This window comes from Bradyrhizobium guangzhouense (assembly GCF_004114955.1).
GTDB lineage: Bacteria > Pseudomonadota > Alphaproteobacteria > Rhizobiales > Xanthobacteraceae > Bradyrhizobium > Bradyrhizobium guangzhouense.
Window position 1 is genome coordinate 1,670,008 of record NZ_CP030053.1, and the last position, 12,207, is coordinate 1,682,214.

Here is a 12,207-nt window from a genome sequence, read left to right on the forward strand (position 1 = left end):
TCGCACCATGACCCATCCTGCCAACTCGCCTTCTCGTATTGCCCGCGGCGGCAAGGCCATCTACGGCGCCCCGCTCGGCATCCTGATGCTGGAAGCGCGCTTTCCGCGCATCCCAGGCGACATGGGGAACGGCACCACCTGGCCTTTTCCCGTGCTCTATCGCGTGGTGAGCGGTGCATCGCCCGAGAAGGTGGTGCTGAAGGGCGCGGCTGGCTTGCTCCCTGATTTCATCGAAGCGGCGAAGGACCTGGTGCGGTTAGGGGCCGAAGCGATCACCACCAATTGCGGCTTCCTCTCGCTGTTCCAGAAGGAGATCGCCGCGGCGGTCGGCGTGCCCGTCGCGACCTCGTCGCTGATGCAGGTGCCGTGGGTGCAGGCGACCTTGCCGCCCGGCAAGCGCGTCGGCCTCGTCACGGTATCGGGGTCGACCCTGACGCCGGCCCATCTCGAAGGGGCCGGCGTGCCGCTCGACACGCCTGTGGTCGGCACCGAGCACGGCAAGGAATTTTTCCGCGTCCTGATCAAGGCCGAGAAGGACGACATGGATGTGGCTCAGGCCGAGCGCGACGTGGTCGATGCGGGCAAGGAGCTGGTCGCTCAAAATCCTGATGTCGGCGCCATCGTGCTCGAATGCACCAACATGCCGCCTTACGCGGCGGCGTTGCAGGCCGAAGTCGGCTTGCCGGTCTACGACATCTATTCCATGATCACCTGGTTTCATGCTGGACTGCGCCCGCGCGCGTTCGCCTGATGCCTGACGTCGCGAAGCTCTTCACAACCTGTACTTTCGTTCGCATTGCAATCGCTCCGGCAGCCCCGGTATATTGGGCTGTGTTCGGGCATGAATGCAGTTGATATGAGCAACGTGGAACTGGCCTCAGATAGTATCGTCGATCGCGTCTATGAACAGCTCAAGGCGATGGCCGTGAGCTACGAGTTCAAGCCGGGCGAACGGCTCAACGAAGGCGAGCTGGCCAAACGCCTCGGCGTCAGCCGTACGCCGCTGCGCGAAGCGCTCAACCGCCTCAACACCGAAGGTTTTCTGCGCTTCACCCCGGGCAAGGGATTCTTCTGCCGCGAGCTCGACGCCCACGAGATCTTCGATCTCTACGAGCTGCGCAAGTCGATCGAAGTCGCCGCGGTTCGCCTCGCCATCAAGCGCGCCAAGGACGAGGACATCGACGCGCTGCTGAAATTCCTCGAGGCCACCGGTCCCGATCCCGGTGAGCGCACGTCGGTGGAGCTCGTCGAGCTCGACGAGACCTTCCACGAGCGGCTGATGGCGATGTCGAACAACGCCGAGATGCTGCGGGTGCTGCGCAACGTCAACGCCCGTATCCGCTTCGTGCGCTGGATCGACATGGACAGCATCAACCGCACCAACACGCAAGCCGAGCACCGCGCGGTGATCGAGGGCCTGAAGGCGCGCGACGAGGCGGTCTGCGTCTCGGTGCTGGAGAAGCACATCGACCGCCGCCTTGATCGCATCACCTCCGCGATCAAGGAGGGTTACGCGCAGATCTACATGCCGGCGGCGAGAGCTGGGGCGAATTGAGGCGGCGATGCCCTCTCCCGCAAGGGGAGAGGGCGCAGCAATGCGCACTGCGAGCTATACAATCCTTCAATATCTGCTCGTGCCAGACGGTCAGAGCCTTCGCATCGGAACATCGCTAGCGTGCCGCTCGAAATCCACGGAGTCATCAGGTGCATAGCCCCAAGCCCAATCCCGAAACCGACTGGCCATCCGAGCTCTATCGCGTCCTGAAAGCCGCTGACGTCAGGCAGATGTCCTACGTGCCCGACGCCGGCCACAGCCAGCTGATCCGCCTGTTCTCCGCCGACGCTGACGTCACCACCCATGTGCTGACGACGGAGGAGGAGGGCATCGCGATCGCCGCGGGCGCCTGGCTTGGCGGCCAGCGCAGCGTGCTGTTGATGCAGTCGAGCGGCGTCGGCAATTGCATCAACATGCTGTCGCTGTCGGCGATCGGCCGCTTTCCTCTTCTGATGCTGGTGACGATGCGCGGCGAATGGGCCGAGTTCAATCCCTGGCAGGTGCCGATGAGCCGGGCGACGCAGCCCTCGCTGGAGGCGATCGGCCTGAAGGTGATGCGGGCGGAGACGGCGGAGGATCTGGTCGAGACGGTCGAGTCGGCCGCTTCTCTCGCCTACGAATCCGACCAGCAGATCGCGGTTTTGATCGGGCAGCGCCTGATCGGCAAGAAGAAGTGGTGATAGCGATGTCCGTTCCCTCTCAGCTCGATCGCCGTGCCGCCGTCGCGGCGCTCCTGAAATCTCGTGGGGAGACGCTGGTCGTGTCCGGCCTGGGCTCGCCGACCTACGATCTGCATGCGGCCGGCGACCGCGACGATAATTTTTATCTCTGGGGCGCCATGGGCGGCGCCGCGCTGATCGGGCTCGGTCTTGCCCAGGCGCAGCCTTCCAGGCGCGTCCTCGCCCTGACCGGCGACGGTGAGCAGCTGATGGGCCTCGGCGGCATCGCCACCATCGGCGTCGCGCGCCCCAAAAATCTCGACATCGTCGTGATCGACAACCAGCATTTTGGCGAAACCGGAATGCAGGCGAGCCACACTGGGCGCGGCGTCGATCTCACCGCGATTGCCACCGCGTGCGGCTTCGCCGTGACCGGAACCGTGCGGACGCTCGAGGAGGTGCAGCGGCTCGCGGTGCAGATGGCCGAGCCGGCCGATGGCCCGCGGCTATTTGTCATCAAGGTGAGGGCTGAAAATCCGCCGCGCTCGCTGCCCTCGCGCGATGCCGTCTTTATCAAGAACCGGTTCCGTGCTCATCTCGGCTTTGCGGCGGCCTGATCTGGAGCTCTCGCTCCAGCCTGGCCTGCCCGAAGCAGCTATCCTGGAGTGAGCCCCATGAAACTATCTGGCAAGGTCGCCGTCATCACCGGTGCAGCGCGCGGCATCGGCAAGGCCTGCGCAAAGCGTTTCCTCGACGACGGCGTCAAGGTGGTCATCTCTGACGTCGACACCGACGCGCTCGAGAAGACGGTCAACGAACTGGGCAAGCCCAAGGAACTCTACGCGGTGCCGTGCCACGTCGCACGGCGCGCGGACGTCGATCGCGCGGTGGCGACCGCGGTCCGCGAGTTCGGCCGGCTCGACATCATGGTCAACAATGCCGGCGTCGCGCGCAACCGGGATATCCTCGAGATTACCGAAGCGGAATTCGACGAGATCATCGGCATCAATCTGAAGGGCGCGTTCTTCGGCGTGCAGGCCGCGGCGAAGCAGATGATCGCGCAAGGCGGCGGCGGGGTCATCATCAACATGTCCTCGGTGAATGCGCTGCTGGCGATCCCGGCGCTGGCGACCTATGCGATGTCAAAGGGCGGCATGAAGCAGCTCACCTCGGTCGCCGCCGTCGCGCTCGCGCCGCACAATATCCGCGTCGTGGCGGTCGGGCCGGGCACGATCCTGACCGACATGGTGGCGTCGTCGATTTACACGTCGGAAGATGCGCGCAAGACGGTGATGTCGCGTACACCCGCCGGCCGCGGCGGCGAGCCGAGCGAGGTCGCCTCCGTCGTCGCCTTCCTCGCCAGCGACGATGCGTCCTACATCACCGGGCAGACGATCTATCCGGATGGAGGACGACTGATCCTGAACTATACGGTGCCGGTGAAGGATAAGTAGGAGCCGCCCCACACTCGTGTCATCGCCCGGCTTGACCGGGCGATCCAGTACGCCGAGACGGCGCTGCTAGAACCGAGAAGCCGCGGCGTACTGGATGCCCCGCCCCCGTGCGCAATTGCGCACTAGGCGGGGCATGACGGCGGCGGTTGTACGCGGCTATTCCGCCGCAACCGTCATCCCGTAACCAAGCCGCTTCGAAATCCCGCCCGCGCAATCCCGCAGCGCGTGCGCGATCGGGCTGTCCCAGCGCGCGTCGAACGTGCCTTCCGGTCCCATCGCGGTGATGACGAGCGCGACATGGCCGGCATGGTCGAACACCGGCGCGGAGAACGCATTGACGCCGGGCAGGGGATCGCCGAGCGCGCGGGCGAGGCCGTGCTTGCGGACTTCGGTGAGCATCTCGGCGACCTTGGCGCCTTTCACGGCGCGCTTCGGATTGTAGCCGACGCCCTGGCGATCGAGCCCGCTTTCGAGCGCAGCGTTGATGGTCTTCTCGGGCAGAAACGCTGCAAAGGCGCGCCCCGTGGCGGTCTCCAGCAGCGCCATCACCGAACCGGCACGCATCACGATGTGGACGGGCTGGCCCGGCTCCTCGAGCTGCACCACGGTCGGCCCGTGCGTGCCCCACACCGCGAGCGAGACCGCGTGGCCGATCTGGCTTGCGAGCGCAGCGATCTTCGGCTGTGCGATGCGAACGCCGGAGAGGCGGCGCAGGCTGATCAGGCCGAGCTCGAGCGCGAGCGCGCCGATCTCGTAGCGGCCGGTGGCCTCGTCCTGCTCGATCAGGCCGATGCGGGAAAAGCTGGCGAGATAAGGATGCGCCTTGGCCGGCGCCATGCCGGCCTCGCGCGCGAGATCGCGCAGCATCATCGGCTCGCCTGATCTGGCGAGCGCGCGGAGCAATTCTCCGCCGACCTCGATCGACTGGATGCCGCGGCTTTCTTTCTTCATGCGCCTCCGATGCGCCTGCGTTTTTGTTCGGCGCTGTCTGCAAGGTGTCGCCCGGCAATGTAGCCGAAGGTCAGTGCCGGCCCAAGCGTGATGCCGGCGCCGGGATAATTGCCGCCCATGATGCTCGCCATGTCGTTGCCGGCGGCGTAGAGCCCGGGAATTACCCGCCCCTCGGCGTCGAGCGCGCGCGCATTCTCGTCGGTGACGATGCCGGCATAGGTGCCGAGATCGCCAATGACCATCTTGATGGCGTAGAACGGGCCGTTCTCGATCGGTGCGATGCAGGGGTTCGGGCCGTGCATGGCGTCGCCCTGGTAGCGGTTATAGGCTTTTGATCCTTTGCCGAAGGCGGCGTCCTGACCCAGCGGCGCGGTCGCGTTGAATTGCTTGACGGTTTCGGTGAACGCCTTGGCGTCGATGCCGGCCTTCGCCGCCAGCGCCTCCAGCGTATCGCCGCGCATGAGATAGCCGCTCGCAAGGTGATGGCCGAGCGGCATCGGGAACGGCGGCACGCAGCCAAGGCCGTATTTGCGCAACGTCTCGTGATCGCAGACGAGATAGGCGGCGATCTCCTCGCCGGGCTTTGCCGCCTTGACCATGGCCTGGACGAAGTCGTGATAGGAATTGCCTTCATTGGCAAAGCGCTTGCCGTCGCGCATCACCGCGATCACGCCGGGTTTGGCGCGATCGATGAAATGCGGCATCACGCCCTTCGAGCCGTCCTTGCGCGTCGTCAGCGATACCGGCACCCAGGCCGCCGCATTCGGCAGGCGGTCCTCGACATGTCCGCCGGCGCTCTCGGCAAGGCGCAGCCCGTCGCCGGTGTTGCCGGGGGGGCCGGGCGAATAATGCTCGTTGCCGGTCGGAGCATGCGGAAACATCTTTTTGCGCCGCGCGACATCATGCGGAAATCCGCCGCAGGCGAGCACGACGCCCTGCCTTGCACGAACGCGCACGTCGCGGCCTTCGCACGAGACGATCGCGCCGGTGACCGCACCATTCTCGACCGTCAGCTCGCGCACGGGCGAGGACAGCCACATCGGGATCTTCAAATCCCGCGCGGATTTCGCCAGACGACCGGCGAGGGCGTTGCCATTGGTCAGCGTCATGCCGCGGCCGTAGCGCAGCACATCCATCAGATGCCGCGACAGGCGCTTGGCGACGTAGACCGCCGAGGTCAGCGACTTCGTTACCCGCATGAAATGGATGATCTCCTTGCCGCTGCCAAGCATCATGCCGAACACGGTGAGCTCGGGCAGGGGCATGCCGAGCGTCTTGATCTGATCGCCGAGCTCGCGGCCGTCGAACGGGCGCGTCACCATGGAGCGGCCGCCTTGCGCGCCGCCGGGCGCTTCGGCGTGATAATCCGGGAAGACCAGCGGCATGTCGAAACGCAAGGACGTCTTGGTGGTGAAGAAATCGACCGCCTCGGGGCCTGCGCTGAGGAAGGCATCGACGCGCGCCGCGTCGAAATTGTTGCCGGCCTCGTGCCGCAAATATGTGCGCGCCTGCTCCGGCGTCTCCACGATACCGTAGGCCTTGGCCAGCGACGTGCCTGGGATCCAGAGCCAGCCGCCCGAACGCGCCGTTGTGCCGCCAAAGCGCGGCTCCTTTTCGACGATCAGCACGTCGAGGCCGCGGTAGCGCGCGGTGATCGCCGCCGCCATGCCGGAGCAACCCGATCCGGCCACGAGCACATCGCACTCGTAGGTTTCGCTTGCGCTATGCTCGTTGCCGGTCATGTCTCACCTTACTTCTTCAAGAGCGGGCATTTGGACTCAGAGACCGGGCGGAAGGCGTCCTCGCCCTTCACGGTCTTGATGATGTCGAGATAATCCCAGGGCTCCTTGGACTGCTCGGGCGACTTCACCCTGGCCAGATACATGTCGCGGATGACGCGGCCGTCCTCGCGCAACTTGCCACCGTGGACGAAGGTATCCTCGATCGGCAGCTCGCGCATCTTGGCCATGACCTTGGCGGGATCGTCGGTGCCGGCCGCCTTGATCGCCTTCAGATAATGTAGCACCGAGCCGTAGACGCCGGTGTGGATCATGGTCGGCATCACGTTGGTGCGCGCAAAGAACTTTTTCGACCAGGCACGGGTCGCCTCGTCCATATTCCAGTACGACGCCGTGGTCATGTAAGTGCCCTGCGCGGCCTTCAGGCCGATCGCATGCACGTCGGTGTCGAACATCAACAGGCCAACGAGCTTCTGGCCGCCCTGAACCAGGCCGAACTCGCCGGACTGCTTGATGGCGTTGTCGGTGTCCTGGCCGGCATTGGCGAAGGCGACGACGTCGGCCTTCGAGCTCTGCGCCTGCAGCGCAAAGGACGAAAAATCCGCGGTGTTGGTCGGATGCTTGACGCCGCCCAGGACCTTCCCGCCCATCTCGGTGATGAAGCGCGTGGCGTCCTTCTCGAGCTGCTGGCCGAAAGCGTAGTCGGCGGTGATGAAGTACCAGGATTTTCCGCCTTCCTTGATCACGGCGGAGGCCGTCACCTTCGACAGCGCATAGGTGTCGTAGGTGAAGTGCACGGTGTTGGGGCTGCACAGCTCGTCGGTCAGCGAGCTCGCGCCGGGGCCCGACAGCAGTGCGATCTTGTTGCGCTCGCGCACCATGTTGTGCACGGCGATGGCGATGCCGGAATTGGGAATGTCGGCGACCGCGTCGACCTTGCCGTTGTCGAACCAGCCGCGCACGATATTGACGCCGACGTCGGTCTTCATCTGGTGGTCGGCGCTGATGATCTCGATCGGCTTGCCGAGCACGGTCGGCCCGAACTCCTCCACCGCCATCTTGGCGGCCTCGACCGAGCCCGGCCCTGAGTTGTCGCGACCCCAGCTCGACAGATCCGTCAGCACGCCGATCCGCACCACGTCGTCGGAGATTTGCGCAGATGCGACTGTGGTCATGGCAGCCGAAATCGTGGCCGCGAGCATGGCGCAGGCCAATAGCCCTCTCATTGAAGTTTCCTCGCTCTTTGGGCCGCTTGGCGCGGCGGGTTGTTATGGCGGTAAGTTAGATATTAGCTAACAAATTTGTCAATGACAAAACTCGGGAATGTGGCCGCCGGATGGTCGGTGAGGCGATCTACAGCGAAACCGCCCGCCACAGCCGTCATTGCGAGGAGCCCTTGCGACGAAGCAATCCAGACTGTCTCAGCGGAGACAATCTGGATTGCTTCGCTACGCTCGCAATGACGGGTGTGGGGAGCGGCGCTCAAAAAAGCTCGCACCGTTATCCTGTGAGAGACAACACCTCCACAGATTGCAACCCTCATCACGATTAGCCATGATGCCCGCTGGAATAAGGGGCGGATGGCAATGACGGCAGCAACGGGGCTCTCCGGCGAAACGGAGCGATCGACGACGGCGCATGTGGTGTGGGCGAGCGCGCTCGGCACTGCGATCGAGTGGTACGACTTCCTGATCTACGGCACGGCGGCCGCCCTCGTGTTCAACAAGCTGTTCTTCCCGAGCTTCGATCCCTTTGTCGGCACGCTCGCGGCATTCTCGACCTATGCGGTCGGCTTCGTGGCGCGGCCGATCGGCGGCGCGATCATCGGGCATTACGGCGACCGGTTCGGTCGCAAGACAATGCTGGTCGCGACCATGATCGCGATGGGGCTCGGCACTTTCCTGATCGGCTGCCTGCCGACCTACGGCCAGATCGGCGTGTGGGCGCCGATCCTGCTGGTCATCCTGCGCTTTGTGCAGGGCATCGGGCTTGGCGGCGAATGGAGCGGCGCGGTGGTCATGGTGGCCGAGCACGCCGGCGTCAGGCGCGGGTTCTACGGCAGTCTGGTCCAGATCGGCTTCCCCGTCGGCGTTGCCGCCTCCACCGGCATCTTCGGGCTGATGACGCGACTGCCTGAAGCCGACTTCCTCAGCTGGGGCTGGCGCGTGCCGTTCTGGATCAGCATCGTGCTGGTCGGCATCGGCTTCATCGTGCGCTTGAGGCTCGCCGAGACGCCGCTCTTCAAGGAGGTGGTCGAGCGGAGGGAAGTTCTGGCGCAGCCGGTGTGGGAAGTGCTGCGCAGCGACTGGCGCAGCTTCCTGCTGGCGATCGGCATCACGGTGTCGGAGGTCGGGCTCGCTTATCTCCTCACCGTGTTCGTCGTCGTCTATGCCACGGCCAAGCTCGGCGTCCCGCGCCAGGTGATCCTGAACGCGGTGGTCTACGCCGCGATCGTCGAATTCGCGACGTTGCCGCTCGCCGGCTGGCTCTCCGATCTATTCGGCCGCAAGGCGCTGTATCTTGCCGGCGGCGTGTTCACGGTGGCGCTCGCGTTTCCGCTGTTCTGGTTCCTCGACACCAGGGAGCCGGTGCTGATCACGCTGGCGCTCGTCGTCACCATGACGCTGACGCACGCGCTGCTGTTCGGACCGAAGGCTGCATTCATGCCGGAACTGTTCCGCACGAAGGTGCGCTACAGCGGCGCCTCGCTCGGGGCCAATGTCGCGGCCGCGCTCAGCGGTGGCTTCTCGCCGCTGATCGCGACCGCGCTGCTGGCCTGGGCCGGCACGTCCTGGCCGGTGTCGCTCTACATCATCGCGCTCTCGGTCATCACGATCGTCGCCACCTTGATGGCGCCGGAGACGGCGCGCGACGGGCTGAAGTCCTGAGGCATCCCGGAGGGCCGGCGGGCGGCCAAAAATTTTTTGGGTCTCCCCCTTGAAACCCCCAGCCGTTTTTCTAATTCATTTTTCGCCGCGAGAGCGGTGTGCCGGGCGCCAGATCGGGCCCGGTGCGGGCGCTGGACCGGTCGTCGGACCTGTCTGATACCCTGTCTTGCGCTCCTTCGTATCCATCTTGCTCTCAGGAGGACTTGGTTATGAGGACCAGTTTTGACTTCGCGCCCCTGTGGCGTTCCACCATCGGCTTCGATCACCTGGCCGACCTCGTCGACAGCACGCTGCGCCAGGCGACCGAGGACAACTATCCCCCCTACAATATCGAGCGGTCCGGCGAGGACCATTACCGGATCAGTCTTGCCGTGGCGGGGTTCGGCCCCAGCGACATCACGGTGACGGCGGAACAGAACGCGCTCACGATCGAGGGCAAGAAGCCCGAGACCGCCGCGCGCGAATATCTGTACCAGGGCATCGCCGCCAGGCCATTTCGGCGGGTGTTCAACCTCGCCGACTATGTCCAGGTGAAGCAGGCCTCGTTCCAGGACGGGCTGCTCATCATCGATCTCGTCCGCGAGGTTCCGGAAGCCATGAAGCCGCGACGGGTTCCGATCGCGGGTGGCACGCCTGCGGCATCGCAGATCGAGCAGAAGAAGGCAGCCTGAGAATTGGCCCAGGCCGGACGGCGGCGATTGCCGCCGCCGTCTCCCGTCAACAAACCCGTTCCCTTGAAAGGAGTATGAGGGAGGCACCGTCGATGACCAACGTGAATACAAATTCCGGCCATCTCAATCCGCTGTTTCATCCCGCAGCTCACTATGACTCACCTGCCGAGGTCCTGAATGCGCAGGATCTGTCCGCGCCGGAGAAGCGGATCATCTTGTCATCTTGGGCGTCGGACATGTATGCGGTCGAGTCCTGTCCTGCCTTGCGCGAAATCCCCGGCATGAGCCACACGGTCCGGCTTGCCGATATTCTGGCCGCGCTGCGCAAGCTCGACGGGGACAACGACAATGACGACCCGCCGCGCGGCGGCGGCGTACCGATGCGACGGCGGCGGCCATGGGCCGCCGCAGAGGGGCAGAGTGCATGATGCTAACGCAGACCGTGCTGGGGCTCGTGCTGCTCGGCCAGGCTGCTGCGGCCTGGACAATTCCGATTATAGCTCTGCAAGGCCACATCACCGCCGAGATCTGAAGCCAGAGGTTTCCCATTCCCATCCGCAGGTGGCAGGTGTGACGATGCGTGCTGTGCGTTTGTTCTTGCCGGCGATGCTGGTGCTGACGCTCACGGCGTCGCAGCCGGCTGCCGGCCAAATCCCCGACTTCAAGACCGGCGGCTCGGTGCCGACCCTGGCGCCGCTCGTGCGCCAGGTGACGCCCGCTGTGGTCAACATCTCCGTACACGGCCGCGTGCGGGAAGATAACCCGCTCTACCGCGACCCGATGTTTCGCGAATTCTTCGACGTCCCCAGACAGATCGAGAAGGAGGTCAACGCGACCGGCTCCGGCGTGATCGTCGATGCCCAGCGCGGCTACGTCTTGACCAATAATCACGTGGTCGAAGGCACCTCCGCCGTCCAGATCACGACCAAGGATGGCCGGCAATTTTCCGCGAAGGTCGTCGGCCGTGACCCACCCACCGATGTCGCGGTACTCCAGATACAGAACCCGACCGGGCTCAAGGCACTTCCCTTCGGCGACAGCGACGCGCTCGAAGTCGGCGACTTCGTGCTCGCGATCGGAAATCCATTCGGGCTCGGCCAGACCGTGACATCGGGTCTTGTCAGCGCGCTGGGCCGGACCGGAATCGGCAAGCAGGGCTACGAGGATTTCATCCAGACCGACGCCGCAATCAATCCAGGCAATTCCGGCGGGGCGCTGGTCAGCCTGCGCGGAGAACTCGTCGGCATCAACTCGGCGATCATCTCGCCTGCCGGCGGCAATGTCGGCATCGGCTTTGCCATTCCGGTCAACATGGCCCGCAAGGTGATGGAGCAGATCATCACCAACGGCCGCGTCGAGCGAGGCCGTATCGGCATCTCGTTGAACGACCTGCGCCCGTCGGCCAGCAAGGGATTGATTCACGGCGCCGTCATTGCCGAGGTAGCCGCGGATTCGCCCGCGGAACGGGCAGGCTTGCGCAGGGGGGATGTGGTCACCGGAGCCGACGACCGCCCGATTCGCACCGCCGCCCAGCTCCGCAATACGATCGGCCTTGCCCGCGTTGGCGAGGATGTGAGGCTCTCGATCTCGCGGAACGGCGTTCCGCTCGCCGTGAGCGTCAGGGTCGCGCCTGCGAGTGACTCAAGCAGCGCCCTCGCAGCGCCCGATCGCCTCGTTCGTTGAACGGATCGCAGGGCTTGCCCCGAAGCATCGGCGGCGGTTCCCCTGCGGGGATGTTGCGGTTCACGCTGCGCGATGGTCCTGCTCACCTCGCAAGTCTCTGATCAGTCGTAGCTCGCGCTCAATCCGCTCGCGATAGAGCTCGCGCTCTTGCTGGTTTTCGCGTTTGCCAGAAGCAGCTCGTAATGGCCGATGACCTTTTCGCTGCCGCGAATGAGCAGCTCTCGTTGGCTGGTCATGGCATTGCTCCCCTCGCATCGACCGGCACCGGGACCGCCGAGAAAGACACGGGGAAGCTTGCTGCGGTCAGGCTTTCAAGCGACGACCTTTCTTCCGAGAGACGTCTCTCGATGAACTGGCGTTCGAGCTCCGACAGCCTGGTCTTCAGAAGGCGCCGGTAGCGGAGGATGTTGTTACGGTGTGCGCGAAAGCGGGCCAAATTCTCATCGAGCATCGTCGTCTCTCCAGACGGTCGCGTTGATCCTTTGATTTTTGAGGGTGAGAAACAGCGTTCTCGCCGCAAAAATATGCAGCGCCAATTGCGTGTCAAGAGACTTGCGAGATGCCCGGTGGCGTGGAGCGTTCCGAAACGTTTGCGCGCAAGAAGGTC

13 protein-coding genes are annotated in these 12,207 nt (G+C 64.7%); 9 read left to right on the forward strand and 4 right to left on the reverse strand.

Features of this window, described 5'->3' with window-relative positions; translation table 11 throughout:
• Positions 1-7 precede the first annotated feature (7 nt).
• From XH91_RS08080 to XH91_RS08100, 5 genes are all read left to right on the forward strand, one after another.
• Complete coding sequence (locus XH91_RS08080; RefSeq protein ID WP_128950091.1) at positions 8-751, forward strand: aspartate/glutamate racemase family protein; 744 nt, start codon at positions 8-10, stop codon at positions 749-751.
• Between the two features lie 105 nt (positions 752-856).
• The gene (locus XH91_RS08085; protein WP_128950092.1) at positions 857-1,555 is read left to right on the forward strand and encodes a GntR family transcriptional regulator; all 699 of its coding nucleotides are present in this window, start codon (positions 857-859) and stop codon (positions 1,553-1,555) included.
• Between the two features lie 149 nt (positions 1,556-1,704).
• Positions 1,705-2,235: a thiamine pyrophosphate-binding protein gene (locus tag XH91_RS08090; protein WP_128950093.1), complete on the forward strand. Its 531-nt coding sequence runs from the start codon at positions 1,705-1,707 to the stop codon at positions 2,233-2,235.
• A 5-nt stretch (positions 2,236-2,240) separates the two neighbouring features.
• Positions 2,241-2,831 carry a thiamine pyrophosphate-dependent enzyme gene (locus tag XH91_RS08095; protein WP_128950094.1) on the forward strand — a complete coding sequence of 197 codons (591 nt, stop codon included), beginning with the start codon at positions 2,241-2,243 and terminating at the stop codon, positions 2,829-2,831.
• Positions 2,832-2,888: 57 nt separating this feature from the next.
• Entirely contained in the window at positions 2,889-3,668 is a 780-nt protein-coding gene (locus XH91_RS08100; RefSeq protein ID WP_128950095.1) for an SDR family NAD(P)-dependent oxidoreductase, read from the forward strand.
• A gap of 156 nt (positions 3,669-3,824) precedes the next feature.
• On the opposite strand, the gene XH91_RS08105 is transcribed toward XH91_RS08100, so the two are convergent.
• Genes XH91_RS08105 through XH91_RS08115 form a run of 3 tightly spaced genes read right to left on the reverse strand, consistent with a single transcriptional unit; the run spans position 3,825 to position 7,584 of the window.
• A complete protein-coding gene (locus XH91_RS08105; protein WP_128950096.1) occupies positions 3,825-4,619 on the reverse strand; it encodes an IclR family transcriptional regulator in 795 nt (264 codons plus the stop codon).
• Positions 4,616-6,361: an FAD-dependent oxidoreductase gene (locus tag XH91_RS08110; RefSeq protein WP_128950097.1), complete on the reverse strand. Its 1,746-nt coding sequence runs from the start codon at positions 6,359-6,361 to the stop codon at positions 4,616-4,618. The genes XH91_RS08105 and XH91_RS08110 overlap by 4 nt, the downstream gene beginning before the upstream one ends.
• An 8-nt stretch (positions 6,362-6,369) precedes the next feature.
• The gene (locus XH91_RS08115; RefSeq protein WP_128950098.1) at positions 6,370-7,584 is read right to left on the reverse strand and encodes an ABC transporter substrate-binding protein; all 1,215 of its coding nucleotides are present in this window, start codon (positions 7,582-7,584) and stop codon (positions 6,370-6,372) included.
• Positions 7,585-7,944: 360 nt separating this feature from the next.
• On the opposite strand from XH91_RS08115, the gene XH91_RS08125 reads away from it, so the two are divergent.
• From XH91_RS08125 to XH91_RS08140, 4 genes are all read left to right on the forward strand, one after another.
• Positions 7,945-9,246: an MFS transporter gene (locus XH91_RS08125; protein WP_128950100.1), complete on the forward strand. Its 1,302-nt coding sequence runs from the start codon at positions 7,945-7,947 to the stop codon at positions 9,244-9,246.
• Positions 9,247-9,455: 209 nt separating this feature from the next.
• A complete protein-coding gene (locus XH91_RS08130) occupies positions 9,456-9,917 on the forward strand; it encodes an Hsp20 family protein (RefSeq protein ID WP_128950101.1) in 462 nt (153 codons plus the stop codon).
• Positions 9,918-10,009: 92 nt separating this feature from the next.
• The gene (locus tag XH91_RS08135) at positions 10,010-10,345 is read left to right on the forward strand and encodes a hypothetical protein (protein WP_128950102.1); all 336 of its coding nucleotides are present in this window, start codon (positions 10,010-10,012) and stop codon (positions 10,343-10,345) included.
• A 148-nt stretch (positions 10,346-10,493) separates the two neighbouring features.
• On the forward strand, positions 10,494-11,600 hold the full coding sequence (locus tag XH91_RS08140; protein WP_128950103.1) for a trypsin-like peptidase domain-containing protein: 1,107 nt from the start codon (positions 10,494-10,496) through the stop codon (positions 11,598-11,600).
• Positions 11,601-11,701: 101 nt separating this feature from the next.
• Here XH91_RS08140 and XH91_RS39860 read toward each other — a convergent pair whose 3' ends face one another.
• Positions 11,702-11,836 (reverse strand): hypothetical protein, encoded by a 135-nt coding sequence (locus XH91_RS39860; RefSeq protein ID WP_283813046.1) that lies wholly within the window; start codon positions 11,834-11,836, stop codon positions 11,702-11,704.
• Between the last annotated feature and the right edge of the window lie 371 nt (positions 11,837-12,207).

Bases quoted from the DNA above. Each gene is read 5' to 3' on its own strand.
- XH91_RS08105 (WP_128950096.1), bottom strand. From the start codon at position 4,619: ATGAAGAAAGAAAGCCGCGGCATCCAGTCGATCGAGGTCGGCGGAGAA.
- XH91_RS08130 (WP_128950101.1), top strand. From the start codon at position 9,456: ATGAGGACCAGTTTTGACTTCGCGCCCCTGTGGCGTTCCACCATCGGC.
- XH91_RS08115 (WP_128950098.1), bottom strand. From the start codon at position 7,584: ATGAGAGGGCTATTGGCCTGCGCCATGCTCGCGGCCACGATTTCGGCT.
- XH91_RS08100 (WP_128950095.1), top strand. From the start codon at position 2,889: ATGAAACTATCTGGCAAGGTCGCCGTCATCACCGGTGCAGCGCGCGGC.
- XH91_RS08085 (WP_128950092.1), top strand. From the start codon at position 857: ATGAGCAACGTGGAACTGGCCTCAGATAGTATCGTCGATCGCGTCTAT.
- XH91_RS39860 (WP_283813046.1), bottom strand. From the start codon at position 11,836: ATGACCAGCCAACGAGAGCTGCTCATTCGCGGCAGCGAAAAGGTCATC.
- XH91_RS08140 (WP_128950103.1), top strand. From the start codon at position 10,494: ATGCGTGCTGTGCGTTTGTTCTTGCCGGCGATGCTGGTGCTGACGCTC.
- XH91_RS08110 (WP_128950097.1), bottom strand. From the start codon at position 6,361: ATGACCGGCAACGAGCATAGCGCAAGCGAAACCTACGAGTGCGATGTG.
- XH91_RS08080 (WP_128950091.1), top strand. From the start codon at position 8: ATGACCCATCCTGCCAACTCGCCTTCTCGTATTGCCCGCGGCGGCAAG.
- XH91_RS08095 (WP_128950094.1), top strand. From the start codon at position 2,241: ATGTCCGTTCCCTCTCAGCTCGATCGCCGTGCCGCCGTCGCGGCGCTC.
- XH91_RS08135 (WP_128950102.1), top strand. From the start codon at position 10,010: ATGACCAACGTGAATACAAATTCCGGCCATCTCAATCCGCTGTTTCAT.
- XH91_RS08125 (WP_128950100.1), top strand. From the start codon at position 7,945: ATGACGGCAGCAACGGGGCTCTCCGGCGAAACGGAGCGATCGACGACG.